27 protein-coding genes are annotated in these 24,055 nt (G+C 64.2%); 5 read left to right on the top strand and 22 right to left on the bottom strand.

All coding sequences use genetic code 11. The features are described 5' to 3' along the window. Positions 1-35 precede the first annotated feature (35 nt). The 3 genes from B5525_RS38930 to B5525_RS38940 form a co-directional block, all read right to left on the bottom strand. Positions 36-1,538, bottom strand: a complete 1,503-nt coding sequence (locus B5525_RS38930) for a glycosyltransferase family 39 protein (RefSeq protein WP_079571431.1) — start codon at positions 1,536-1,538, stop codon at positions 36-38. Between the two features lie 7 nt (positions 1,539-1,545). Next, entirely contained in the window at positions 1,546-2,679 is a 1,134-nt protein-coding gene (locus tag B5525_RS38935; RefSeq protein ID WP_079571432.1) for a glycosyltransferase, read from the bottom strand. A 273-nt stretch (positions 2,680-2,952) separates the two neighbouring features. Continuing rightward, entirely contained in the window at positions 2,953-3,141 is a 189-nt protein-coding gene (locus B5525_RS38940; RefSeq protein WP_079571434.1) for a hypothetical protein, read from the bottom strand. Positions 3,142-3,261: 120 nt separating this feature from the next. Here B5525_RS38940 and B5525_RS38945 point away from each other — a divergent pair, with 120 nt between their 5' ends. After that, positions 3,262-3,540 carry a hypothetical protein gene (locus B5525_RS38945; protein WP_079571436.1) on the top strand — a complete coding sequence of 93 codons (279 nt, stop codon included), beginning with the start codon at positions 3,262-3,264 and terminating at the stop codon, positions 3,538-3,540. Here the strand turns inward: B5525_RS38945 and B5525_RS38950 are convergent. Next, complete coding sequence (locus B5525_RS38950) at positions 3,495-3,929, bottom strand: GNAT family N-acetyltransferase (protein WP_338075249.1); 435 nt, start codon at positions 3,927-3,929, stop codon at positions 3,495-3,497. The genes B5525_RS38945 and B5525_RS38950 overlap by 46 nt on opposite strands. A 28-nt stretch (positions 3,930-3,957) precedes the next feature. After that, entirely contained in the window at positions 3,958-4,314 is a 357-nt protein-coding gene (locus B5525_RS38955) for a hypothetical protein (RefSeq protein WP_079571439.1), read from the bottom strand. A gap of 303 nt (positions 4,315-4,617) precedes the next feature. Between B5525_RS38955 and B5525_RS38960 the strand changes: the two genes are divergently transcribed. The 3 genes from B5525_RS38960 to B5525_RS38970 all read left to right on the top strand — a co-directional run bounded on the left by B5525_RS38960 (position 4,618) and on the right by B5525_RS38970 (position 6,650). Continuing rightward, a complete protein-coding gene (locus tag B5525_RS38960) occupies positions 4,618-5,136 on the top strand; it encodes a phasin family protein (RefSeq protein ID WP_244567733.1) in 519 nt (172 codons plus the stop codon). A 205-nt stretch (positions 5,137-5,341) separates the two neighbouring features. Next, positions 5,342-6,178, top strand: a complete 837-nt coding sequence (locus B5525_RS38965) for a DUF72 domain-containing protein (protein ID WP_079571441.1) — start codon at positions 5,342-5,344, stop codon at positions 6,176-6,178. A gap of 10 nt (positions 6,179-6,188) precedes the next feature. Continuing rightward, on the top strand, positions 6,189-6,650 hold the full coding sequence (locus tag B5525_RS38970) for a DUF488 family protein (protein WP_079571443.1): 462 nt from the start codon (positions 6,189-6,191) through the stop codon (positions 6,648-6,650). Positions 6,651-6,801: 151 nt separating this feature from the next. On the opposite strand, the gene B5525_RS38975 is transcribed toward B5525_RS38970, so the two are convergent. From B5525_RS38975 to B5525_RS39055, 17 genes are all read right to left on the bottom strand, one after another. Further along, complete coding sequence (locus B5525_RS38975; RefSeq protein WP_079571444.1) at positions 6,802-7,716, bottom strand: PhzF family phenazine biosynthesis protein; 915 nt, start codon at positions 7,714-7,716, stop codon at positions 6,802-6,804. A 22-nt stretch (positions 7,717-7,738) separates the two neighbouring features. Then, a complete protein-coding gene (locus tag B5525_RS38980) occupies positions 7,739-9,049 on the bottom strand; it encodes an adenylate/guanylate cyclase domain-containing protein (protein ID WP_079574385.1) in 1,311 nt (436 codons plus the stop codon). A gap of 27 nt (positions 9,050-9,076) precedes the next feature. Next, positions 9,077-10,243 carry an ABC transporter permease gene (locus B5525_RS38985; protein WP_079571446.1) on the bottom strand — a complete coding sequence of 389 codons (1,167 nt, stop codon included), beginning with the start codon at positions 10,241-10,243 and terminating at the stop codon, positions 9,077-9,079. Continuing rightward, entirely contained in the window at positions 10,240-11,184 is a 945-nt protein-coding gene (locus B5525_RS38990) for an ABC transporter ATP-binding protein (protein WP_079571448.1), read from the bottom strand. Before B5525_RS38990 ends, B5525_RS38985 begins: the two co-directional genes overlap by 4 nt. After that, complete coding sequence (locus B5525_RS38995; RefSeq protein WP_079571450.1) at positions 11,181-11,969, bottom strand: HlyD family secretion protein; 789 nt, start codon at positions 11,967-11,969, stop codon at positions 11,181-11,183. The genes B5525_RS38990 and B5525_RS38995 overlap by 4 nt, the downstream gene beginning before the upstream one ends. Then, positions 11,966-12,688 carry a TetR/AcrR family transcriptional regulator gene (locus tag B5525_RS39000; protein WP_079571451.1) on the bottom strand — a complete coding sequence of 241 codons (723 nt, stop codon included), beginning with the start codon at positions 12,686-12,688 and terminating at the stop codon, positions 11,966-11,968. The genes B5525_RS38995 and B5525_RS39000 overlap by 4 nt, the downstream gene beginning before the upstream one ends. A 336-nt stretch (positions 12,689-13,024) precedes the next feature. After that, positions 13,025-14,806, bottom strand: coding sequence for an MASE1 domain-containing protein (locus tag B5525_RS45975; RefSeq protein ID WP_079571453.1), 1,782 nt, complete (start codon positions 14,804-14,806; stop codon positions 13,025-13,027). A 252-nt stretch (positions 14,807-15,058) separates the two neighbouring features. Further along, positions 15,059-15,469: a DUF2000 family protein gene (locus B5525_RS39010; RefSeq protein ID WP_079571455.1), complete on the bottom strand. Its 411-nt coding sequence runs from the start codon at positions 15,467-15,469 to the stop codon at positions 15,059-15,061. Positions 15,470-15,610: 141 nt separating this feature from the next. After that, positions 15,611-16,003 (bottom strand): DUF4189 domain-containing protein, encoded by a 393-nt coding sequence (locus B5525_RS39015; RefSeq protein WP_079574386.1) that lies wholly within the window; start codon positions 16,001-16,003, stop codon positions 15,611-15,613. Positions 16,004-16,096: 93 nt separating this feature from the next. After that, positions 16,097-17,701: an NTP transferase domain-containing protein gene (locus B5525_RS39020; protein ID WP_079571456.1), complete on the bottom strand. Its 1,605-nt coding sequence runs from the start codon at positions 17,699-17,701 to the stop codon at positions 16,097-16,099. Continuing rightward, positions 17,698-18,399, bottom strand: a complete 702-nt coding sequence (locus B5525_RS39025; protein ID WP_079571458.1) for an XdhC family protein — start codon at positions 18,397-18,399, stop codon at positions 17,698-17,700. Before B5525_RS39025 ends, B5525_RS39020 begins: the two co-directional genes overlap by 4 nt. Beyond that, entirely contained in the window at positions 18,396-18,725 is a 330-nt protein-coding gene (locus B5525_RS39030; protein WP_079571460.1) for an XdhC family protein, read from the bottom strand. Before B5525_RS39030 ends, B5525_RS39025 begins: the two co-directional genes overlap by 4 nt. Positions 18,726-18,736: 11 nt before the next feature. Next, positions 18,737-19,936: a vWA domain-containing protein gene (locus tag B5525_RS39035; protein WP_079571461.1), complete on the bottom strand. Its 1,200-nt coding sequence runs from the start codon at positions 19,934-19,936 to the stop codon at positions 18,737-18,739. A gap of 147 nt (positions 19,937-20,083) precedes the next feature. Then, entirely contained in the window at positions 20,084-20,992 is a 909-nt protein-coding gene (locus B5525_RS39040; protein WP_079571463.1) for an AAA family ATPase, read from the bottom strand. 37 nt (positions 20,993-21,029) lie between these two features. Further along, positions 21,030-21,836 carry an FAD binding domain-containing protein gene (locus B5525_RS39045; protein ID WP_079571465.1) on the bottom strand — a complete coding sequence of 269 codons (807 nt, stop codon included), beginning with the start codon at positions 21,834-21,836 and terminating at the stop codon, positions 21,030-21,032. A 33-nt stretch (positions 21,837-21,869) separates the two neighbouring features. After that, entirely contained in the window at positions 21,870-22,355 is a 486-nt protein-coding gene (locus B5525_RS39050; protein WP_079571467.1) for a (2Fe-2S)-binding protein, read from the bottom strand. 189 nt (positions 22,356-22,544) lie between these two features. Further along, entirely contained in the window at positions 22,545-22,991 is a 447-nt protein-coding gene (locus B5525_RS39055; protein ID WP_079571468.1) for an SRPBCC family protein, read from the bottom strand. Between the two features lie 262 nt (positions 22,992-23,253). Between B5525_RS39055 and pcaD the strand changes: the two genes are divergently transcribed. After that, positions 23,254-24,036, top strand: coding sequence for a 3-oxoadipate enol-lactonase (pcaD, locus tag B5525_RS39060; protein ID WP_079571470.1), 783 nt, complete (start codon positions 23,254-23,256; stop codon positions 24,034-24,036). Positions 24,037-24,055 lie beyond the last annotated feature (19 nt).

Here is a 24,055-nt window from a genome sequence, read left to right on the forward strand (position 1 = left end):
GACAGTGCAAGAACGTCTGGCAACGCCCCCGCCCCCTACTCCAGTTCCGGCGGCGGCGTCTGGTCGAGCACCGCGCCGGTCGGATCCTCAAGCAGGTCGAGCGCGTAGGTTTCAATGGTGAGCGGCCCGCGCATACGCTGGAGCTCCGCGACCCGTTCGATCCGCTTGAACGCGTCCTGCAGATACGGCCGGCCACCGGGCCGCAGCTCGTCGACGTAGAGCAGCTTGCCGGCGAGCAGCGCCGGATCCGGCTCGGGCATGTTGACCCAGCGGATGCGCTGCGTGGCCTGCACCACGCAATCCCCTTTGGGCAAATAGAAGGCGAGCCAGCCGGTGGTGCCGTAATCCGCCGCCAGCACGCAGGCGGCGCCGGTGCGAACACGCACCGCCTCGATGCCGGCGGCGAGGTCGCGCCAGCCGACGCCGACGCTGCGCACGGTGGCATCGCGGCGATAACCCGAAAGCCAGCCGGTGTTGGCCTGCACGATCAACAAGGCGAACATCACGATGCCGACCGGCGAGGCCCAGCGCAGGCAGAAATCGGAAAGCCGCTGCGCCCTCGCTTCCCATGGCACCAGATGGACTGCAACCGCGGCGGCGATCGCCAGGGGTGGATACACCGGCGCGAACCAGTTGGCCTCGACGCGGGCGTGCAGCGAGTGCCAGACGAAATAGGCGACGATGGTCCAGAACATCGCGTTGATCAGCGCCCGGGCCGCGAACGCGCCGGCATGGCGCCAGGCGAGCGCGTGAAGTCCCATCGCGCCGAGGATGAACACCAGCGGCGTTGCGAAGGCGATCTGGGTCGGGATCAATTCGGCGATGAAGACCGGCCTGAAATCCTCGATCCTGGCGCGGCCCATCTGCTTGATGAAGGACACCCAGTGGTGGTCGGCGTTCCACAGGATCACCGGCGCAAACAGCACGAGTGCTACGAGGCCACCGAGATAGGGCCAGGGCGTCAGCAGCCAGCGCCGCAATTTGGCGACGCTGACCAGCCAGATCAGGATCGCCGGACCGAAGAACAGCGCGGTGTATTTCGACAACAGCGCCGCGCCGACCGCGGCACCCACGGCAAGCCACCAGGCACCGCGTTCGGTCTCCAGCAGCTTGGCGAGAAAGAACAGCACGAAGCTCGAGGCCACCAGCAGCGGCGCATCCGGCGTGACGATCAGCGCGCCGACCGCCGCCATCAGGGTAACGTTGAGCAGGATCGTCGCGGTCGCCGCCACGCGCGCACTGCCGAACAGGATCTCGGCGGTGCGGAACACCGCAAAGCTCATCGGCAGCGCCAGCAGGATCGAGGCGAGCCGCACGCCCAGTTCAGTGTCGCCGGCAACCATGGTGCCGAGCCGGATCACGAAGGCGACCATCGGCGGATGATCGTAGTACCCGCCGGCCAGATGCTTCGACCACATCCAGTAATAAGCTTCGTCGAAGGTCAGCGGCGTAAAGGCGGCGGCCACCAGCCGCAACGCCACCAGCGCCAAAACCGTCAGCACGGTGTTACGGACGAGCCGCGCCTCGTTCGCGCTCATCGAAGCTTCACCGCTTGCGCCAGACGAACAGTCCCGACATCGCGTAATTCCACACCACGCCCATCAGCGCGCCCGCGGCGCCCGCCAGCCACCAGATCGGCTCCTGGTCATAGACCGAGAAAGCCACGCCGACATTGGCAAGCAGGCCGACGCTGCATACAAGATAGAACAGCAACAGGCCGCGCAGGATCGCAACCCCCTTCAGCCGCTGGTCGCGATAGGTGAGAAAATTGTTGAGGATGAAATTGCTGGTCATGGCGCAGAGCGCGGCAGTGCCTTGCGCATTCGGAAACGGCAAATCGAAAGCTTCGAGCGCGATATACAGTGCCGCGAAATGCACGAACAGGCCGATCGAACCCACCATCGCAAACAGCAGGAACCGCAGCGACACCACGTCGCGAGTCAGTTTCGCCAGCACTAGCCCCAGGAAATCCAGCGCCACCATGGAATCGAGCTTGCTCTCGCCGTGCAGCCGCGAACCGAAGGTAAAAGGAATTTCCTTGATCCGCAGTTCGCCGCGCGCGGTGGCGACGACATCGAGCAGGATCTTGAAGCCTTGCGTGGAGAGCTGCGGCGCCAGTTGTTCGAAGCGATCGCGGCGGATCATGAAGAAGCCGCTCATGGGATCGGCGATCTTGACGCGCAGCACGCGCTTTGCCACCTCGGTGGCGAGCTGACTGGCGCCGGCGCGCTGCTTGTTGAAACTGTCGGCGCTGCCACCCTCGATGTAGCGGCTGCCGATCACGAGATCGGCCCCGCCGGTCTCGAGCAGCCCCAGCATTTTCGGCAGTTGCGTCTCGTCATGCTGCAGGTCGGCATCGATGACTGCGGCGCACGGCGCGCTGGAGGCGAGAATCCCCTCGATGCAGGCGCCGGACAGGCCGCGCCGCCCGATCCGCCGGATGCAGCGAACGCGGGCATCCTGCCGCGCCAGGCCGCGCACCACGTCCCAGGTGCCGTCGGGGGAATTGTCGTCGACGAAAATGACTTCCCAGGCCCTGCCGGCGAGCGCGGTCTCCAGCCGGTGGAACAGCGTGGTGACGTTATCGCGCTCGTTGAAGGTGGGGACGACGACCGAAAGCTCCGGGGTTGCGATCGCCCGCGGCGGGCTTTCGGGGCCCGGTCTGATGGCTTCATTCATGCGCCAGCATATATCCGATAGGCTCGGGGGAAGCCAAGGAACAGTTGGGGCGGGAGCTGAGGCGCTGTCGGGGCCGGGAACGCTCAAAACGAAGCCAAAACAACCCCGGAAATGCCAACGACCACGAACAGAGGGCGCGCGTACATCCGGCGCAGCCTTACTATTCAGTGGCCGTCCCAGCGCCGGAGCTATGAAGCATCGACGTCGCCGTTCCTAGTCAAATGGGGATGGCCGTCGGGTTCCGCAAGGGGCCCCGGTCGTATGGTTGCAAGCTTACTGCGGCACCTCGCGCACCACCGGCCCCCGGGCGGCGGGTGGCGGCGGTGCTGTCGGCTGCGCCGCCGACTCAACCTTCTGGCCAGGATTGGGCGGTTTTCCGATCGGCCCATACAAGAACGCGATTACCAGCACCACGGCGGCAACGATCGCACCTAAAATACTAGCAAATTTTTCCGAATTCATCTCGATATCCCGGCGGTCTCACCACTGCCCTATCGCAGATTACAGCCAAAATGGCGAGTGGGGTTCAGCAGAACTTAATCTGCCGGTGCTGGGATGCGAGGACAAAATCGGACCTCGCTCATGCCTCCCGCCTTCATCGCCACCGTCTTCGGGCTTTTGGGCCTTGCCGCGATCTATGGCATCCGCAAGGACATCATCTCAGGCAGTGCCACCAGCCGCGGCTGGACCTGCACCATCGATGACAACCCGGTCGGCTTTTGCCTGATCGTTGCCATGAAGGGTGCCCTGATTGGTTTCGCCATCGCCGAAATCCTTTACGCGTGCGGGCTGGTCGGCGATCCCATCGCGCAGATTCAACACGCGCTGCCGTTCCTCGCCTCAGGGCGGGTCCAGAGATAGAGCGCATCCGGCTCCTTTTCTTCGTTATCTGCGCCATCGGTTTCCCGGAGCAGGGTGAAGCCCCTCGCCTCGTAAAACCTCCGCGCCGGCCGGTTGCGCTGGAACGTCAGGAGCTGCAACCGATCGAAAGCATCCTGCGCGACCTGAAGCAGGCCGGTGCCAACTCGGCGCCCTTGCGCCGCTGGCAGAACGTATAACTGGTCGATCCAGTCCTTGCGGAAGGCGATGATGCTCGTCATGGCCGCATCGTCGAAAGCCCCCCAGACCTCGCACGTCCGGAACACGCGCTCGCGGAAGAACCATCGATCTTCCCCGGGCGTATGAAGGCCTGCCAGCCACGGCAATGTGGAATCGTATGCCGCTCGATGAATCTGCGCGGCCTGGTCCATATCCGCCAGTTCAAGCCGCCTCAACATGCTACTTCGCCGCCGCCTTGTGATTGACGAAGGCGGTCACGACGTCCTTCTGGGCCGCGGCGATGGCTTGGTTGGCGGTGGTCATGTGGGCCCCGGAATCGACGTTGGGGTATTGCTGCGACAGAAAATCCACCAGCGCCACCCGGAAACTCTGCCGTTCGGAGGGACAGATGCTCGCGATCAGCGAGGTGAAATCCGGGCCCGACATGCCCTTGTTGCTTTCCCGCTGGTATTCCCGTGCCAGACAGTTCCAGTAGGAATCGCGTCCCGATACCGCGAGCCGGTGCGCCTCATCGACCTCATCGGCCAGTGCGGCGGAAGCCGTGATTGCCAGTGCCGCCGCAATAAGCATCCGCATCCTGTTCTCCTTTTTTACCGTCATCCTAACTTGAACGCCGGTGCAAGGGTAGCGGGAGTATTTTCGCTGGCGACCACGCATTCAAAATCTCACCACACCAGCGCCGCGCAACGAACAACGGGGAATCGCGATTCCGGCGTAAACATGGCGGAGGCTGATTCCTTGGGTTGAGGATTAGGGGAGATCAGGACTATGTCGAGCACAGACCAGAATACGCCAACGACGAAATCCGGCCGTCGCAGCCGGAAGGCGCCACCGCGGAACCCGAAACCGGAGCTGCCGCCAAGCCCGCAGGCGGATGAATTGCAGGCGGCCGAACCGCCGATCGACATTGCCGCCGCTCCCGCCGACGCGGAAATTGTGGAAGCAGCCACCGTCGTGGCTGCGACTGAAGCGACCGTCGACCCCGCTGAAATCGCGCTGGCCGAAGCCGTCATGGCGATAGAGGCCGCGCCGATCGAGGCGGCCGCTCCGGCAGACCCGGAACCGATTGGAACGGACGCCGCCCCTGCCGACGCAGACGCGCCGAGCGATACCGACGCGCCGGCCGAGCCCGCCCCGGTCAGCCTGCAGACCATCGCCAAGGCCTATGGCGACTACACCAGGAAATCGATCGAGGAGACACGGTCCTATGTCGAGAAGTTGCGCGATGTGCGCTCGCTAGACAAGGCCGTGGAGGTGCAGGCCGAATTCACCAAGCACGCTTTCGAACTCTTCGTCGCGGGGTCGCGGACGATTTACGGACTGCACAAGGAGCTTGCCAAGCAGACGCTGCGGCCGCTCGAGCATCTGGTGGACAAGCCGACCCGGGACCCGCGCTAGAGATCGCAACGACCCAGTGCGAAGCAGGCCGCTGCCGGGAGGCAGACGGCGGAAGGCGTAGGCCCCGGTTGTCCGGGGCCTTTTTTTGATCGGGCGGCAGTGTCACGAAGGCGTCGGGCGGCCGGCTTCGGCGAACTGGCCAACCGCGATCGATTTGACTAGGCTTGGACTGCGAGACCCCCCTCCTTCGTGACGAGAGCAGCCGGTGAGCAAGGCCCCCAAGAAGGCTTCGAAGTCCGCTTCCAGGGATTCAGGCAACATCTATATCGGCGTCGGCGGCTGGACCTTCGCGCCGTGGCGCGGGGTGTTTTATCCGGAAAAACTCACCCAAGCGAAGGAACTGGAATACGCGGCCTCGAAACTGACCTCGATCGAGATCAACGGCACCTATTACGGCTCGCAGAAGCCGGAGAGCTTTCGCAAATGGGCGCGCGAGGTGCCCGACGGTTTTGTGTTTTCGGTGAAGGGACCGCGCTTCGCCACCAACCGGCGCGTGCTGGCCGAGGCCGGCGACTCGATCAAGCGGTTTTACGATTCCGGCGTCCTGGAACTCGGCGACCGCCTGGGGCCCGTGCTCTGGCAATTCGCGCCGACCAAGAAATTCGACGAGGCCGATTTCGGCAAGTTTTTGGAATTGCTGCCGCGCAAGCTGGAGGGCCGCACGCTTCGCCATGTAGTCGAGGTGCGGCACGACAGCTTTTGCGCGCCCGATTTCATCGCGCTGCTGCGGAAATTCGAAACGCCGGTGGTGTTCGCCGAGCACGGCAAGTATCCGGCGATCGCGGATGTCACCGGCGATTTCGTCTATGCCCGGCTGCAGAAGGGCAATGACGACATCAAGACCTGCTATCCGCCAAAGGAGCTCGACGCCTGGGCCAGGCGGCTGCAGCTTTGGGCCGCGGGCGACGAGCCCGACGACCTGCCGCGCGCCGATGCGGCCAAATCGAAGAAAGCGCCGCGCGACGTCTTCGCCTATGTGATCCACGAGGGCAAGGTGCGGGCACCCGCCGGCGCCATGGAACTGATCGAACGGGTGAGCTGACGGGACCAGCATGGCCAAGGCCAGGAAGCTCTTCACCATCGGCTATGAACAGACCCCCGCCAAGGCGGTGCTCGACGAACTCGAGAACGCCGGGGTGAAATTGCTGGTGGACGTGCGGGCGGTCGCCGCGTCCCGACGGCCCGGCTTTTCCAAGAACCAGCTCGCCGCCGGCCTCGACGAGCGCAGCATTTCCTATTTGCATTTGCGCGGGCTCGGCACGCCGAAAGACGGCCGCGAGGCCGCGCGCAGCGGCAAGTTCGACCTGCTGCACAGGATCTATGCGAAACATTTGAAGACGCCGCAGGCCAAGGAAGAACTCGACGAGCTGGCGGCGCTGGTGAAGAAATCCGGCCCGGTCTGCATCCTCTGCTACGAGCGCGATCATCTGCATTGTCACCGGCAGTGGATCGCCGAGATCATCAGGGATCGCGACGGGGTGAGGGTGGAAAATCTGGCGGCGAAGCAGGTTTAGCCGTCATTCCGGGGCGATGCAAAGCATCGAACTACGATGTGCAATTGCACATCGGAGAATCTCGAGATTCCCCGATGCGCAATTGCGCATCTGAGGTCTGGTGCTGACGCACCATCCCGGAATGACCGAGTTGATCATATTGCCCCGTCCCTCACCCCTCTCCCGCCAGCGTGAACGTGCCCTCCATCATCGGCACGCAACCGCCGCCGACATGGGCGGAGACGATGCCGCCGTTCGCCTTGACGATTCGGGTCAGCAACAGGCTCGGCCGGCCCATGTCGACGCCCTGCCCGATCCGCAGTTTCAGCTCGCCGTCGCGTTCGCCGGCGAGATCGGCCAGCATGGCCGCGGCAGCCACCGTGGCGCTGCCGGTGGCGGGATCCTCGATAAGGCCGCTCGACCCGGGAAAGAACATCCGCGCCTGCAGCTCGAGCGGTTGCTCGGCCGGCGGCACGTCGCTTGTATAGAAGTAGACCGCAAAGGCGCCGTCGCACGGCAATGTCCGCGCGAACGCCGCAGCGTCAGGCCTGGCGCGCCGCAGCGCGTCCCGTGAGTTCAATTCCGCCACCAGGAACGGCATTCCGACCGAAACGACTTGCGGCGGATGCCGGTCGGTCCTGATGTCGGCCGCCGACAGCGAGCCACAGCCAGCGGCCTGTTCGGCGCTCAATTGCGTCGGCTTGCTCAGGGCTTGCGGCGCCGTGAGTTCGGCGCCGACGACCCTGCCCGCCTCCTGCAGGATCTCAACCGGCACGAGGCCGGCGCCCTCCTCGAACCGAAATCGCGCAGGCGGTTTTTTGGCCTGCGTCGCCAACACGAAGGCGGTGCCGACATTAGGGTGGCCCGCGAACGGGACCTCCTGCTTCGGGGTAAAGATGCGCACCTGCGCGTCATTGGCGCCGTCGCGCGGCGGCAGCACGAAGGTGGTCTCGGCATAATTGAACTCGGTGGCGATGGCCTGCATCTGGGCCGTCGACAGCCCGCCGGCATCGAGCACCACGGCCAGCGGATTGCCGCCGAATGCCCGGTCGGTGAACACATCCACAGTGACATAGCGACGTTGCATTTGAAGTCTCCGGTTTCGATTTCTACCCCAACTGCCACACCGTCATCGGCCGATCATAGCCCCTCACCGTAACCTCGCCGAGCGGCTTTGCGTCCGCGCAGTCTTCGCCGAGCGCGTCGCGGACCGCGGCCGAGACCAGAAGCTGCGAGTCAAATTCCTTGTTGAGCGCTTCGAGCCGGCTTGCAAAATTCACGGTGTCGCCGATCACGGTGTATTCCTTGCGCCGTGGCGAGCCGATATTGCCGGCGACCACTTCGCCGAAATGGATGCCGATGCCGATCCGCAATGGCCAGCTGGTCCTAAGGTTGGCGCGCTCGTTCGCACCCAGCATTTCTCGCGCGGCGGCGACCGCGTGCTGGGCAGCGTCCGGCGCCTCGAGCGGCGCGCCGAACAGCGCCAGGAACCCATCGCCGAGAAACTTGTTCACGATGCCGCCATGGCGGTCGAGGATGTCGACCAGGACAGCAAAAGCGCCGTCGAGGCGATCCACCACTTCCCTGGGCGAACGCGTGCTCGCGCCTGCGGTAAAACTGCGGAAATCGACGAACATCACCGCGACCCGGCGGATTTCGCTTCCCGCCGCGGCGCCCTCCGCCATCAGGCGTTCGACCACCTGCGGCGACACGTGCTGGCCGAACAAATTGGTGACGCGGTCGCGCGCGGTCGCCGCCAGAATGCTGGCCTCGAACTGCCGGCGCAACTGGACCCCGACCGCGCCCGCCAGCATGCCGCAGATCAGGACCACGACACTGCGCACCGAGTGATAATAGAGGTCCGGCGGCGGTTCGGTGCTGCCGGCGACTTGAAAGAACATCGCCATATAAAACAGCTCGGCCGCGGCGACGAAGCCGGTGAAGGTCGACAGCCAGAAATCCAGCCGCAGCGTCGAGAGAATGATGAAGATGAAATAAATGAAGGGCACCACGAAGCCGAGCGCCTCCACCCGCCCCATGCTGTCGATGTGCAGTGCCAGCACAATCGTCGGCATCGAGGTCTCGATCAGTGCGCCCAGATACCGCCTAACGGCCGGCACGTCACGGTCGAGCCGCAGGAAGCGCTTGATAACGCGGTGGATCCACAGCTCGAACAGGATGAACGGGATCAGGACAGCGTAGAGATAGGCCGGCGTCAGATGGCCATGCCAGAGATGATTGACTGCGTAGGGGTCGAACACGTAGAGGGCCGAAATCGAGAACCCCAAAACCGCCGCCGTCGTGATCAGCGCCTTGATGCGGATCAGCTCGGTGCGAAGCACCTGCCGCATCAGGGCATGGCTGAAGTCGGCCGGTACCGCCGCGCGATCGACTTTCTTGTTGCCCAATAACCCCAGCATGGCGTTTCCCTCGACGCCCATCCTGCCTCAATCGAGCGTTCGGCGGAAGCGCGTCACGGCGATGGTCATGGCAAACAGCATCAGGGCGAACAGGGCGATGGTGTCGTATTCCAGATTATGCAGGACCGCGCCCTTCAGCATGATGGCGCGGACGATGCGGATATAATGCGTCAGCGGCAGGCCCTCGCCGACATATTGCGCCCATACCGGCATGCCCGCGAACGGAAACATGAAGCCGGACAACAGGATGCTCGGCAGGAAGAACATCATCGACAGCTGCATCGCCTGCAACTGGTTCTGCACAATGGTCGAGAACGTGTAGCCGATCGAGAGGTTGGTGGTGATGAACAGTGTCGAGAGCAGCGCCAGCAAAGGCAGGCTGCCGAGAACCGGTACCCCGAACAGCAACACGCCGATGCCGATGATGAGCGTGCCCTGGAGGAAGCCGACCAGCACGTAAGGCATGATCTTGCCGAACATCACTTCCACCGGCTTGATCGGCATCGAAAGCAGACTTTCCATGGTGCCGCGCTCGGTCTCGCGCGTCACCGAGAGCGCCGTGAAGATCAGCATGGTCATGGTCAGGATGGTGCCGACGAGGCCTGGCACGATGTTCAGCCGCGACGACGCCGCCGGGTTATAGCGCGCATGCGCCCGGATCTCGAACGGCATCACCGGCGGGTCGCCGGTGAAGAGATCGTGCTCGAGCGCGGTCTGCACCAGGGTGCCGAGCGCGCCGAGCCCGGCGCCCGCGGCGACGGGATCGGTGGCATCGGCCGCGACCAGCAGCGCCGGACGGTCGCCACGGCGAACCGCCCGCTCAAAGCCGCGCGGGATTTCGACGCCGAACAGCACCTTACCCGACTGCAGGAGATCGTCGAACTCCGCGACATCGTGCACCTCATAGGTGAAGCGGAAATAGGCGCTGTTCTCCAGCGCTTTCAGGATCGAGCGCCCGAGATCGCTGTCCTCCTGCAACAGCACCGCCGTCGGCAAATTATGCGGCGTGGTATTGATGGCGTAGCCGAACAGCAGAAGCTGCATCACCGGCAGCATGACGATCATGGCGAACGAGACGCGGTCGCGCCGGAGCTGGATGAATTCCTTGATCACCATCGCGTAGCTGCGTCGCCAGAAGCCGAATCGCGGCTCCGGGATTTCGCCTCGATGGTTCGGTGCGCCGGTCATGCTCATTGGAAATTATCCTTCGAGCGGGTCATCAGCTCGATGAACACGTCCTCCAGCGACGGCTCGCCGTGCTGCCAGTGCCAGCCGTGGTTTTCGCGGTATGGGGTAATGCTGGCCTCCAGCGCCGCGCTGTCGCGGCCGGACACGTGCAGGCTGGTGCCGAACGGCGCCACCATGTCGATGCCGGGTTGGCCCGTGAGCTGGTCCTGCAGTCTATGGAGATCGTCGCCGGTGACGGTCCAGGTCGACAACGCCGAATTCGCGATCACTTCCTCCACGGTGCCGTGCGCCAGCAGATGACCATAGGCGATATAGGCGATCTCGTGACAGCGCTCGGCCTCGTCCATGTAATGGGTCGAGACCAGAACCGTCAGCCCATCGGCGGCCAGCGCGTGGATCTCGTTCCAGAAATCGCGACGCGCCTTGGGGTCGACGCCGGCGGTCGGCTCGTCCAGCAACAGCAATTGCGGATTGGGCAGCGTGCAGGCGCCGAGCGCCAGCCGCTGTTTCCAGCCGCCTGAAAGTTCGCCGGCGAGTTGTTCCTCGCGACCGCTCAAGCCGAGCCGCTTGATCATGTCGCGCGCGGCGCCTCGTGCATCGCGCATGCCATAGAGCCGCGCGACGAATTCCAGATTCTCGCGTACCGACAGGTCCTGATACAGCGAAAAGCGCTGCGTCATGTAGCCGACCTGGCGCTTGATCTTGTCGGAGTCGCGCCGGATGTCGTAGCCGAGGCACGATCCCTCGCCGCTGTCGGGCGTCAGGAGGCCGCAGAGCATGCGGATGGTGGTGGTCTTGCCACTGCCGTTGGGGCCGAGGAAGCCGTAAATGGTGCCGCGCTTCACCTGCATCGAGAGGTCATGCACCACCTCGCGGCCGCCGAACGATTTGGTCAGGCCCCGGACGTCGATCGCGATGTCGGGGGCGGAATCGGGCAGCCCGCTCATCGCTTGTCCGCCACCGGCGTCTTGGGATTGAGATAGACGCTGATCGGCTGGCCAACGCGCAGGGAGTCGGGCCGCGCGGGCCGCGCCTGGATCAGATAGACGAGCTTGTTGCGTTCATCGAGCGAGTAGATCACCGGCGGGGTATATTCGGCCGCGGTCGAGATGAAATAGATTTTCGCGGTGAGGTCGGCGGCGCAATTATCGCAGGTCACCTCCACCTCGTCGCCGATCGCAAGCTTCGGCAGTTCCGTCTCCGGCACGTAGAACCGTATCTTCATGTTGCCGGGCGGCATGATCGACAGCACCGGCCGCTGCGGCGGCACCGTCTCGCCCTCGCGGAAATAGATCTGCTGCACCTTGCCGTCGACCGGCGCAAAGCCGATGCGCCGCGCCAGCCGGGTCTGCGAGGTGTTGACGCGGGCTTCCGCGACGCGCAGCGCAGAAACGGCGGCGTCGAGGGTCGCCTGGGTGCCGGAGCCGGTCTTGCTCAGGGAGGCGGCGCGGTCATAGCTTTGCTGCGCGTTGGCCAGCGTCGCCCTGTTCTGGTTGAGGTCGGCCTGCTGCAGGTCGTCGTCCACGGAATAGAGTTGCGCGCCGGCCTTGACCTCGTCGCCCTCGCGGACATTCAGTTTGGTGACGCGTCCGAACTCGTCGGGGCTGACAAAGATCATGTCGGCTTCGACCCAGCCCTGATAGCCGGGATCGCGGTGGTCTTTGCAGCCGGTGAGCAGCGCCGCCAGCGCAACCGCCGCCAGGATCTTCAACGCCGTTCGCGACGAAGTCATGTCGTCATCCGTTCGCCAAAAATCAGGTCGAGATGGACACGCAGCATCTCGGTGACGTCCAGCGGCGCGTGCCTGCTGAACAGGCTTTGCCAGATCACCGCGATCAGCGCCGGCGCCACCATGATCTGCGGAAAGCGCGCCAGCTCCCCGTGCGCGATTTCGCCGCGCGCAACGCCGAGTTCGATCAGCGCGCGCATGCCGGCAAGTCCGCGCGATACCACCTCGCGATAGTAGAAATCGGCTACGGCCGGAAACCTCGGCCCTTCCGCGACGATCAGGCGCACGATTTCGCCTCGCTTCGTCGACGCGACCTCCGCGACGAAGGTCCGCGCAAAGCCCTCGACCGCATCGCGCACCGATCCGCCGATCGGCGGCGGGGCGTGCAGCCGGCCGATCAGCGGCACCAAAGCGGTGCGGATCAGCTCCTCGAACATCGATTCCTTGTCCTTGAAGTGCAGGTAGATGGTGCCCTTGGCGACCCCGGCCCGCCTGGCGACGTCGTCGAGCCGCGTCGCGGTGAAGCCGCGCGAGATGAACTCTTCCAGCGCCGCATCGATGATGGCCTGGCGCCGCTGCGCCGCGCGCGCGGCGCGCGCGGGTGGCTGGGACGGCTGCGGATTCGGCGTAACCGCCTCGCCCGAGGCAGCAGGCTCCCTGCGCCGGCGATTGGCCGGCTTTGAGGAGGCGTCTTCAGGGGGCCTGGATCGTGAGTTTGGCATAGAATTAATATGACTGACCGGTCAGTCAATGTCAATTGACCCCGGAGCGACCCCGAATTTCACATTGGCGTTATTTCGACCTGAGGAGGAATCCCCGCGCATTGATCTTCGTCATGCCTGGGCAGAAGCGCGAGGCGCGTCTTCGCGCCAGATCTCCCGGATATCCACGTCTTGGCAGCAGGCAAGAAGGTGTGGATGGCTGGGACGAAGCCCCCGCCGTGACCAAAACAGACAGCTGTACAGTCGGTTAGCTGTGAAACTTCAAACCGTCGATGATCGATCACCTTGCGCTCGGCGCGCATGGCGAGCCCGACCGCGCGACGGCAGCACCATCGACTATGTTTTGAAACGCCCGATCGTACTGGTCGGCTCTCCCTGACCGGGGGCGAGCAAGGGAAGTATCATGCAAATCGTCGTCCCCTTTCCTGGCGTGGAGACGAGCGTGATTCGACCGCCGAGCTGCTGTGTCACGATATTATGGACGATGTACAGGCCGAGCCCGGTGCTGCCCTGCACACGCCTGGTAGTGAAGAACGGATCGAAAACATGACGCTGAACTTCCTCCGGAATGCCGTTGCCGTCATCGGTGAAAGTGATCTCGACCTGTTCCATGCCGAGGCGAAGCGCCTTGATTAGTATGTGTCCGCCAAGCCCATCGGTGAAGCCGTGAGTGACGGCGTTGAAGATGAGGTTGGTCAGCACCTGCCCGTAGGCGCCCGGGTAGCTGTCCATGGTGATGTCGGAAGACATCTCGAGCGCAAGTGAACCTCGAGGTTTCGGCAGGCCCGGCCGCACACTGGCCACGATCTGCTCGGTCGCAAGTTTGAGGTCAAAGGTGCGCCGATCAGCATAGCTGCGATCGACGGCGACTTGCTTGAACGATTGAATCAGTTCTCCGGCGCGCTGGAGGTTCGCGGTGAGTTGGCTTGCAGCGTCGCGACAATCGTCAGAAAACTCGGCGAGCAGGGAACGGCGCACCGGGCCCGAGACGATCTGGTCGGCGAAGTTCGTGCAGCGGTGCGCGAGCGTCGAGGCCACCGTAAGGCTGATGCCGACCGGGCTATTGATCTCGTGAGCAACCCCCGCGACGAGACGGCCGAGTGCGGCGAGTCTCTCGGTTTCGATGAGATAGCGTTGCGTTTCGCTGGCTTGCAGAGCTGCTTCGGCCAACTTTCTCTTGTCCCGGATTTCGGCAAACAGCGCAGCAAGCACCGATGCACCGATCGTCACAAGTAGAATGCTGACCTGCGCCGCCTGGACGCGTTCGGCCATTGAAAGACCCGGATTACCGAAATAGCCGATGCCAAAGGTGGTCGTCCAAACGATCGAAAGGCTAACGATGAACGCGGCTGCAGCGGCGAAAACCGGCCGGCAACGAGCCGCAAGCCACAGCAGCGGCAAGAACAACACGGCGACCGGCCCAACGGTCGCCAAAAGGTCCGATCGCAGGAAAATAGCAAGTCCGCTCACCAGGGCCAGTGCCGCAACCGCCACAGCACCCTCGACGAGCTCGCTCAGCGGCGGCCGGTCACGTGAGGCTGAGGCAAGCTCTATCAGCAACGGTGCAACCGCGACGATTCCTAGTCCGTCCGATGCGAGCCAGTGCTGCCAAGTCGACCATATCGGCGTCGTCGTGCTGTGAAACAATTTGTATGCAATAGCGCCGCCGATCCCCGAGACAGCAGTCCCCATGAGGGCTGCCGCTGCCAATCCCAGCACGTTGCGCAGCTTGTTCAGTCTGAAATCCGGCCCGAAGTAATGGCCAATGAGCCATGCCGTGAGCAGGGCTTCCCCGGCATTGCAAAAGGCGAAGAGAACAGCGCTCCAGAGATTCCGGTCGCCAAAGAGATTCGCCACGATGGTTGCAACCATCGTGCCGACGACGACCGGCCATCGCGCCCGGGACCCGAGAGCGATCAGGACGCCGGCGGACACACCTGCGGCAGGCCAGAAAACGGCAACACCCTCAGGTTTGGTCAGCAGAGCAAGGCTGAGCCGTGCTGCCAGGAAATATACGATGCCGACCGCGACAGCGAGCCCCGTCGCGCCAATCCACCGCGTCTGGTCGACGCCGGTGGAGAGCTCAAGCTGAACCTGCGTTGCTGGAATTCGCCGCACCCGGTGCTCCCTCCCGCATGCTGCTTTCTAGCACAATTCTCGCGTGAACATCTTGCGCTGCCTACCGCTAAAGGTGAATTAGCCGGCCATAGCTGTGGCGAATTTTCGGCAGCCAGAGGGCTAATGAATTATGGGTCAAGCGACTGCATAATGGCAGCTCATGGCACTGACCTCACGCGAGGTCAGACTTGATTGCGGAATGCGCATCAAAGCGAGCGTCCGCCGACCGCTCTGAATCTGTCGGTCCGCGCGCTAGCTGTGAAACTTCAAACCGTCGATGATCTTGTCGATCACCTTGCGCTCGGCGCGCATGGCGAGCCCGACCAGGTTGAGATCGGCGCGGGCGACCACCCTCACCGCCTCGCGGTTGGCGGCGTCGTGCGTGGTCTTGAACATGTCCTCGGTATAGACTGCGGGCGTGACGTTGCGCGCCAGTGCCCGCTCCAGCGCGCGCGACAGCGCCGGCCGGTCGGCGCCGTAGATCAGGATCGGCTGGCCGATCAGCGATAAATATTTTGTGCCCGATCGATCTTCGTAGGGCTCCCCGATGCATTCGGGGAATGCGGCTGATATGCCCGAGGTCAGGAAGGAAGCGACGTTGAGCTTCTGCCATGCCTCAAGGTCGGTCCGGATCACGACCGCGATCTTGGTATCGAATTGCATGAATGGTTTTCCGCTGTCATTCCGGGGCGCGTCGAAGACGCGAACCCGGAATCTCGAGATTCTCCGATGTGCAATTGCACATCGTAGTTCGATGCTTCGCATCGCCCCGGAATGACGATAAAACCCGGATGCTGAAAAAATCTACCCCTTGGCGTCGCAGGCCCAGGCGCGGATTACGCATTCCTTGCCGCCGAATTCGTAGCATTTCCTGGTGGCTTCGTTGAGCGTGCCCGAAATATGCGGCTTGACCGCGTAGCCATGAGCGCCGCAGGGGTTGGCCATGTCGATCGCAAGCGCGGCGCAGGCCCGCTTCATGGTCACCGCGGTGCAGCCGCCGCCCTTGCACTGCCGGAGCGCCGCCTCGCGCGCCGCGTTCTCGGCCGGATAGTCAAAAGCCTGGCCATACGCGCCGCATTTGCCGACCGCAAAGGCACCCGCCGCCCAGGTTTGAGTCACGAAGCGGGTGCCGGCGATCGCCAACGTCAGTGCGAATACAAACAGCGCGCGGCGTTGCGCGACGGCAGTCGAAACGATCAAAATCCCCTCCCCCGAGGCCAGGCGGCGCGAACTTAAGGGAGAGGACGTTTCAACTTGGTGAACGGGAAATTGAAATTGAGCCGAGAGGATCTACGCCCGCCGCGCCGCCTCCAGCGCCTGCGGTGTATCGATGTCCAGAAACGCGCCGTGGCCCTCGACGGGGACTTCCGCCACCGCGTCACTATGCTTGGCGATCAAATGGCGGGCGCCGATGTCACCGTCGAGCGTCATCAATTCGTTGAAGAAGCGGCGCGACCACAACACCGGATTGCCGCGCCTGCCGTCGCTGACGGGCACCACGATCAGGTTGCCACGGTCGGGCGCGAAGCTTTCGACCAGTCGGTCGATCAGATGCGCGGAGATCAGCGGCATGTCGCCAAGGCAGATCACCGCGGCGTCGGCATTTTGAGGTACCGCCGCGATGCCGGCCTTGACCGAACCGGCGAGACCTTCGGCGAAATCCGGATTGTGCACGAAGGTCACTTTAAGTCCGTGCAGCGCTTTTTTGACCTCGTCGGCCTGGTGGCCGGTGACCACGATCACGCCTTGGGCTTTCGAGGCCAGCGCCTGCTCGGTTACGGTCCGCACCAGCGGCTTGCCGCCGAGTTCGGCCAAGAGCTTGTTGGGGCCGCCCATCCGGGTCGAACGTCCCGCGGCGAGAATGACCGTGGCGACATGGCGGTTGTCGTCGGCCGCAAGGCTCTCGCGCGGCTGCGGCCGCGTCACGATTTCCATCAGCAGGCCGCCGACCCCCATGCCGGTGAGTTCCGCGCGCGTCACCTTCAGTCCGGCCAACAGCCGCATCAGCACCCAGTCAAAGCCGTTCTCGACCGGCGAGCGCGCGCAGCCCGGCGCGCCCAGCACCGGCACGCCGCCGGCGCTGCCTATGAGCAGGAGATTGCCGGGATCGACCGGCATGCCGAAATGCTCGATGGCGCCGCCGATGCCGGAGATCGCCGCCGGAATCACGTCGCGCCGATCGGCGATCGCGGACGCCCCGAACACGATCACCAGTTCCGCACCCAGTTCGAGCAATTCCCTGATCGCCGTTTTGAGCGCCGCCTCGTCATGCGGCACGCGGCGCTCGGCCAGGATGGTGGCGCCGGCGGGCGCCAGCCGCTCCGCCGTGACCCGCAGGGTCTTCTCCACCACCTTCGGCGCCAGCCCCGGCAGCAGGGTCGAGACGATTCCGACCCGCTTGATGACGTAGGGCGCGATCCGCAGCGCGCCGCCTTTGGCAGCCTCGACCGCCGCGTCGCGCAGTTTTGCCTCCACCCCGAACGGAATGAGTTTTACGGTGGCGATCATCTCGCCTTCGACCACCGGCTTATAGGCAGCGAGCGTGGCAAAGGTGATGGCTTCATCGACGCCATTGATGCGGTCCACCCTGGCGCGGTCGACCACCAGCACACCGGCTTTGCCCGCAAACAGATTGGCGCGGCCGGTAAAGGCGCGTTCGACATTGACGCCCTCGCCGGCGACGGCCTGCGCGATGCTGGCGGCGGCGACATCCTCGGAGACGTCGCCCTGCTCCAGCCGCACCACCACGATCTCCTTGACGCCCGCACGGGTCAGCGCCTCGGCCTCGGCATGACCGATGGTGGTGCCTTTCTTCAGCACCAGCGAACCCTGACGCAGGGTGTGGACGGTGACCCCGCCGAGCGCCTCCATCGGACTGGCGGGGCCGAACTTCATGCCGCAGCCTCTTTGGCCTCTTTCGGCAGCCGGAGCTGCGCGGTGACCTCGGCCATGATGGCGACCGCGATCTCCGACGGCGACACCGCGCCGATCGGCAGGCCGATCGGGGCGTGGATGCGGGCGATATCGCTGTCCCGCGCGCCTTGCGCCCTCAGGCGCTCGCCGCGCTTGGCGTGGGTCTTTCGCGAGCCCAGCGCGCCGATATAAAAGCAGTCGCGCTCAAAGGCGTGCAGCAGCGCCGGGTCGTCGATTTTCGGATCATGCGTCAGCGCGACGAACGCGGTGTAGTGATCGATATTGAGCGGCGGCAGCGCCACGTCGGGCCATTCCGCGATCAGCGGCACATCGGGAAACCGCTCGGGGCTGGCAAAGGCGGTGCGCGGATCCACCACCGTAACGTCGTAATCCAGCGAACGCGCCAGCGGCGCCAGCGCCTGGCTGATATGGACCGCGCCGACGATCACGAGCTTGGCGGTCGGCGCATAGACGTTGAGAAACAGCTTCTTGCCGCCGGCCTCGATCATGCCGCTCTTGCCCATGCGCAACTGCTTGGCGAGATCAGTACGCAAGGGATCGGTGGCGAAGTCGGCGGCCTTGACCAGCCGCTGCTCGCCGCTTTCGGTGTCGGTGACGAGGATGACCGGGCGGCGCGCGGCGCGCTCGGCATTGAGCTGATGCAGCGTCTCGAGTTTCACGACTGGCCCACCTTTTCGACGAATACGCGGATAGTGCCGCCGCAGGACAGGCCGACATTCCAGGCGGTCTCGTCGGCGACGCCGAATTCGAGCATTTTCGGCTTGCCGCTGGCGATCACGTCCAGCGCCTCGGTCACGACAGCGCCCTCGACGCAGCCGCCTGACACCGAGCCCAGGAACGTGCCGTCATCGTTGATGACGAGGCTCGAGCCCGCGGGCCGCGGCGCCGAGCCCCAGGTCTCGACCACGGTGGCGAGTGCGACGCCGTGACCGGCCTTCTGCCAATCCTCGGCTGCCTTCAGAATGTCTTCGTCGCGATTGAGCATAGGAGCCTCTCTCAAGCTGCAGACCGGATCAGGCTGCGGTGGTGCACCGGCGGCACGGAGGACAGCGCCGCAATCAGTCCCTCGATTGAACTCAAATTATGTACCGGGCGGAATTCGTCAACGTGCGGCAACATCATTTTGATGCCCTGCGCCTTGGCCTCGAAGCCGTCATAGCGCAACAGCGGGTTGAGCCAGATCAGGCGCCGGCACGACCTATGCAGCCGGTCCATCTCGAACGCCAGCTTGGCGTCGGCCTCGCGCTCCAGCCCGTCGGAGATCAGAAGCACGATCGCGCCCTGGCCCAGCACCCGCCGGCCCCACAATTTGTTGAAGCTGTGCAGCGAGGTGCCGATGCGGGTGCCGCCGGCCCAGTCCTCCACCGTCGACGAACAACTCGCCAGCGCCTCGTCGGGATCGCGCGCCCGCAAGCTGCGCGTCACATTGGTCAGGCGGGTGCCGAACAGGAACACCGACACCCGCTTGCGCGCATCGGTGATGGCATGCAGGAAATGCAGGAACAGCCTGGTATATTCGCTCATTGAACCCGAGATATCGAGCAGCGCCACGATCGGCGCCGGCTTGTCGATCCGCCCGAGCCTGTGGATGTCGATGATGTCGCCGCCCGTGCGCAAGGAGCCGCGCAGCGTGCGCCGCATGTCGAGCCGCAAGCCCCGTGCGTCCGGCTGGTAGCGGCGGGTGCGCAATTCGGCTTGAGGCAGCCGCATCTTTTCGATCGCGCGGGTCACCTGCGCGATCTCGGCCGCGCTCATCTGCGCGAAATCCTTTTTCTGCAGCACTTCCTTGTCGGAGACCGACAGCCTGAGTTCCTGTTCCTGGGCCTGCGGCGTCTCGGTCATCCGCGGCTGCGCCAGCGCTTCCTGGACCCGGCGCGAGGCCGGCGGCGGTTTCTTTTTGGCGTGATCCGGCAGCGGCACCGAATCCAGCATGTGCTTCCATTCATCGGCGGCGCGGAAGAACAGGTCGAAGGCCTGCGCGAAGATCAACGCGTGCTCGTGGCGCTTGACGAAGATCGCCTCCAGCGTGGTGAAGACGTCGGCGCGCTTGCCGATCTCGATCACCTGCAGCGCGTTCATGGCATCGATGATGGCACCCGGCCCGACCGGAATCCCGGCCGCCCGCAATGCGCGGGCAAAGCCGATGACGTTGTCGGCCATTTGACCGGTCGGGGGCGAGAGATGATTGATGGCCATCGGAGTACCCGGTCTGTCACGGCCGTGATTCCGGGATGATGCGTCAGCACCGAACCCGGAATCTCGTCATTCTCCGATGTGCAATTGCACATCGTAGTTCACGCTTCGCGTGGCCCGCAATGACGGCCGTTTGTTACGACGCGGGAGCTAATCCTCGCTTGTCGCCTCTTTCAAAACCTTCTGCAAGCCGTCGCCCTGCATCCGCGCGATGTCGTCCTGGTATTTCAACAACGCGCCGAGCGTGTCGCCGACCACTTGCGGGGTCAGCGAGCGGGCGTCGAGTTCGGTCAGCGCGGTGGCCCAGTCGAGCGTCTCGGCAACCCCGGGCGATTTGTAGAAATCCTGATCGCGCAGCACCTGCACGAATTTGACCACCTGCTGCGACAGTTTCGCGGAAATTCCAGGCACGCGCGATTTGACGATCGCGAGCTCGCGCTCGGCCGTGGGATAGTCCACCCAGTGATAGAGACAGCGGCGTTTCAGGGCGTCGTGGATCTCGCGGGTGCGGTTCGAGGTGATGATGACGATCGGCGGCTGCGGCGCCTTCACGGTGCCGAGTTCGGGGATGGTCACCTGGAAATCACTGAGAATTTCCAACAGATACGCTTCGAACGCCTCGTCGGCACGGTCGAGTTCGTCGATCAGCAGCACCGGCGCGCCCGCGACATCCGGCTCCAGCGCCTGCAAAAGCGGCCGCTTGATCAGATAGCGCTCGGCGAAAATGTCGGAGGAAAGCTGCTCGCGGTCGGTGTCGCCGGCCGCTTCCGCGAGCCGGATCGCGATCATCTGCGCGGCGCTGTTCCACTCATAGACGGCGGAGGCAACGTCCAGCCCCTCGTAGCACTGCAGCCGGATCAGCTTGCGCCCCAGCGCCGCCGAAAGGACCTTGGCAATTTCGGTTTTGCCGACGCCGGCCTCGCCTTCGAGGAACAGCGGCCGGCCCATCCGCAGCGACAGATAGGTCACCGTCGCCAGCGACCGCTCGGCGAGATAGCCGCGCGAGCCCAGCAGCTCCAGCATCGCATCGACGGAAGTGGGCAGCGCCGTTGCGGTCATGGGAGAACCAATCTCGATGAGCCAGGAACCGGCAATGTCAGGCTTTGGCGGTCGCGGCTTCGACGGCGCGGCGCGCCAGCACCGCGATCAGATGCGCGCGATATTCCGCGCTGCCGTGCAGGTCGCTGTTCAAGCCCTCCGCGGGCACGGTCAGACCGTCCAGCGCCTTCGGCGAGAACCGCTTCTTCAGCGCCTCCTCGAAGGCGGCGACGCGGAACACGCCTTCGGAGCCGGCGCCGGTGACGGCGACGCGCACATCCGACGGACGCTTGGCGACGAACACCCCGACCAGCGCGTAGCGCGAGGCCTGGTTGCGGAATTTCACATAGGCCGCCTTCTTCGCCACCGGGAACATCACCTTGGTGATGATTTCGTCGCTCTCCAGCGATGTCGTGAACAGCCCCTGGAAGAATTCTTCCGGCTTCAGCCGGCGCTTGTTGGTGACGATGGTGGCACCGAGCGCAAGGCAGGCGGCGGGATAATCGGCGGTGGGGTCGTTGTTGGCGAGCGAGCCGCCGATGGTGCCCTTGTGGCGCACCGCGGGGTCGCCGATCAGGCCGGCGAGTTCGGCCAAGGCCGGGATTGCCTCGCCGACGACGGCGGAGGTCGCGACCGCATGGTGGGTCGCGGTGGCGCCGATCACCAGCGAGCGGCCCTTCATCTCGATGCCGTCGAGCCCCTCGATGTGGGAGAGATCGACCAGGTGCGGCGGGCTCGCGAGCCGCTGCTTCATGACCGGCAGCAAGGTGTGGCCGCCGGCGATCACCTTGGCGTCTTCATTCTTGATCAGGAGATTGGCGGCCTGCCGCACGGTCCCCGGACGATGATATTTGAATTCGTACATGAAAAATCCTTGATCGCCGTGCGCTGACGTTCGTTACGCGAGATCGGAGTTCGCCATCGCCTTGGCGCCGGCCGCGATCGACTGAACGATGTTCTGGTAACCGGTGCAGCGGCACAGATTGCCTTCGAGTTCTTCGCGGATGGTATGGTCAGAGAGATCGTGGCCCTTGCGGTGGACGATATCGACCGCGGTCATGATCATGCCGGGGGTGCAGAAGCCGCACTGCAGGCCGTGATGCTCGCGGAACGCCTCCTGCATCGGATGCAGCGGCGCGCCGTCGGCGGCCAGGCCCTCGATGGTCTTCACTTCGTGGCCGTCTGCCATCACCGCGAGCGTGGTGCAGGACTTCACCGCCTTGCCGTCGAGATGCACGACGCAGGCGCCGCATTGAGAGGTGTCGCAGCCCACATGGGTGCCGGTCAGCCGCAGATTCTCGCGCAGGAACTGCACCAGGAGGGTGCGGGGGTCGACGTTGGCGTTGACGGGATTACCGTTCACAATCAAGGAAATCTTGGCCATTCAGCACTCTCTTCATCTGCGCTGCCGCATTGCACGGCAGCGCAGTCATTGAAATCATTACAAGGCCATAATATGGGCCATCCCGGCAATGAGCAACCTCACCTAGGCTGTGGCCTGATATGACCTGATGACCCTTGGCGGCCTTGGCAGGACTGGCCTTTTAAGCCAGCCTTGAAGCCACCGGCGAAGCTAGCCCTGCACCGCCTTGGCGAAATTCGCGAAAAACTCGTCGGCCAGTTTCTTGGCTGCGCCGTTGATCAGCCGCTGCCCGAGCTGAGCCAGCTTGCCGCCGATCTGGGCCTCGACGTCGTAGCTTAACAGCGTGCCGCCATCCTTTTCGGACAGCCCCACCGTGGCGCCGCCCTTGGCGAAGCCAGCAACCCCGCCCTCGCCTTCCCCTGATATCTTGTAGCCATTGGGCGGATCGAGATCGCTCAGCGTCACTCGCCCCTTGAAGCGTGCCGACACCGGCCCGACCTTCATCTTGGCCACCGCGCGGAAGCCGTTGTCCTCGGTCCTTTCCAGCTCCTCGCATCCGGGGATGCAGGCCTTGAGCACTTCGGGATCGTTCAATTTGGCCCACACCGCCTCGCGCGGTGCCGCAAGTTGAACCTCACCATTCATCGTCATGGCCATTGGAGTGCCTCCCGGATCTGTTGTCTCCAAGTAAAGCAGGCTTGGCCCAAAAGGAAGGGGATGGATGGAGAATGAGCGATGCATATTCGCAGCGCAGCAGGCCCGCAGCCGATCCCTTGGGGCGTAAATAAGTTGATGGAAACTGGCGGTTCTGCCTTGGGAAGGTCATTCCCGGGCTTGACCCGGCAATCCTTCCCCTTGAATAGACACGTCAGATCGATGCGCGGCTAAAGCCCGCGCGCGACAACAAGGGTTTGCATCCATGCCAATGATCGATGCCGACGGTTGCCTGCTCAACGTATCGGTGGAAGGCCGCGACGGCGGACCGACCCTGATGCTGTCGAACTCACTTGGCTGCACGCTGCAGATGTGGGAGCCGCAGATGAAGGCGCTCACCCAAGTTTTCCGAGTGATCCGCTACGACCGGCGCGGCCACGGCAAATCCGGCGTGCCGCCCGAGCCCTATTCCATGGAGCGCTTCGGCCGCGACGTGCTCGCGATCCTCGACGACCTCAACATCGAGAAGGTGCATTGGTGCGGACTGTCGATGGGCGGCATGGTCGGACAATGGCTGGGGGCCAACGCGCCCGAGCGGTTCGGCAAGATCATCCTCTCCAACACCGCCTGCCATTATCCCGATCCGACCAACTGGCTGAACCGCATCAAGGCGGTCCGGGAAGGCGGCATCGCTGCCGTCGCCGATACCGTTATTGCCGGCTGGCTGACGGCGGATTTCCGGGAGCGCGAGCCGCAGATCGCGGCCAATCTGAAGGCGATGCTGCTGGCGACGCCGGTGCAGGGCTATCTTGCCTGCTGCGAGGCGCTGAGCACACTCGATCAGCGCGCGCTGCTGCCTAATATCAAGAGCCCGACGCTGGTCATTGCCGGGCGCCATGACATATCGACGCCCGTTGCGGCCGGCGAATTCATCCGCAGCCAGATCCCCGGCGCGGCCTTAACGATCCTCGACGCCGCGCATATTTCCAATGTCGAGCAGCCGCACGCCTTCACCGACGCGGTAGTCGGCTTCCTGACGCAGCGCTAACACGTCTTACGTCATTCCG

It is taken from the genome of Bradyrhizobium erythrophlei, from assembly GCF_900129505.1.
Taxonomy (GTDB): domain Bacteria; phylum Pseudomonadota; class Alphaproteobacteria; order Rhizobiales; family Xanthobacteraceae; genus Bradyrhizobium; species Bradyrhizobium erythrophlei_D.

Coding starts and splice junctions, on each gene's coding strand:
- B5525_RS38945 (WP_079571436.1), top strand. CDS start 3,262: ATGCCTCCCGCCTTCATCGCCACCGTCTTCGGGCTTTTGGGCCTTGCC.
- B5525_RS38990 (WP_079571448.1), bottom strand. CDS start 11,184: ATGAGCGGGCTGCCCGATTCCGCCCCCGACATCGCGATCGACGTCCGG.
- B5525_RS38940 (WP_079571434.1), bottom strand. CDS start 3,141: ATGAATTCGGAAAAATTTGCTAGTATTTTAGGTGCGATCGTTGCCGCC.
- B5525_RS39000 (WP_079571451.1), bottom strand. CDS start 12,688: ATGCCAAACTCACGATCCAGGCCCCCTGAAGACGCCTCCTCAAAGCCG.
- B5525_RS39010 (WP_079571455.1), bottom strand. CDS start 15,469: ATGCAATTCGATACCAAGATCGCGGTCGTGATCCGGACCGACCTTGAG.
- B5525_RS38975 (WP_079571444.1), bottom strand. CDS start 7,716: ATGCAACGTCGCTATGTCACTGTGGATGTGTTCACCGACCGGGCATTC.
- B5525_RS39040 (WP_079571463.1), bottom strand. CDS start 20,992: ATGACCGCAACGGCGCTGCCCACTTCCGTCGATGCGATGCTGGAGCTG.
- pcaD (WP_079571470.1), top strand. CDS start 23,254: ATGCCAATGATCGATGCCGACGGTTGCCTGCTCAACGTATCGGTGGAA.
- B5525_RS38955 (WP_079571439.1), bottom strand. CDS start 4,314: ATGCGGATGCTTATTGCGGCGGCACTGGCAATCACGGCTTCCGCCGCA.
- B5525_RS39055 (WP_079571468.1), bottom strand. CDS start 22,991: ATGGCCATGACGATGAATGGTGAGGTTCAACTTGCGGCACCGCGCGAG.
- B5525_RS38970 (WP_079571443.1), top strand. CDS start 6,189: ATGGCCAAGGCCAGGAAGCTCTTCACCATCGGCTATGAACAGACCCCC.
- B5525_RS38995 (WP_079571450.1), bottom strand. CDS start 11,969: ATGACTTCGTCGCGAACGGCGTTGAAGATCCTGGCGGCGGTTGCGCTG.
- B5525_RS39045 (WP_079571465.1), bottom strand. CDS start 21,836: ATGTACGAATTCAAATATCATCGTCCGGGGACCGTGCGGCAGGCCGCC.
- B5525_RS39050 (WP_079571467.1), bottom strand. CDS start 22,355: ATGGCCAAGATTTCCTTGATTGTGAACGGTAATCCCGTCAACGCCAAC.
- B5525_RS38980 (WP_079574385.1), bottom strand. CDS start 9,049: ATGCTGGGGTTATTGGGCAACAAGAAAGTCGATCGCGCGGCGGTACCG.
- B5525_RS38935 (WP_079571432.1), bottom strand. CDS start 2,679: ATGAATGAAGCCATCAGACCGGGCCCCGAAAGCCCGCCGCGGGCGATC.
- B5525_RS39030 (WP_079571460.1), bottom strand. CDS start 18,725: ATGCTCAATCGCGACGAAGACATTCTGAAGGCAGCCGAGGATTGGCAG.
- B5525_RS38985 (WP_079571446.1), bottom strand. CDS start 10,243: ATGAGCATGACCGGCGCACCGAACCATCGAGGCGAAATCCCGGAGCCG.
- B5525_RS39020 (WP_079571456.1), bottom strand. CDS start 17,701: ATGAAGTTCGGCCCCGCCAGTCCGATGGAGGCGCTCGGCGGGGTCACC.
- B5525_RS38950 (WP_338075249.1), bottom strand. CDS start 3,929: ATGGACCAGGCCGCGCAGATTCATCGAGCGGCATACGATTCCACATTG.
- B5525_RS38930 (WP_079571431.1), bottom strand. CDS start 1,538: ATGAGCGCGAACGAGGCGCGGCTCGTCCGTAACACCGTGCTGACGGTT.
- B5525_RS39035 (WP_079571461.1), bottom strand. CDS start 19,936: ATGGCCATCAATCATCTCTCGCCCCCGACCGGTCAAATGGCCGACAAC.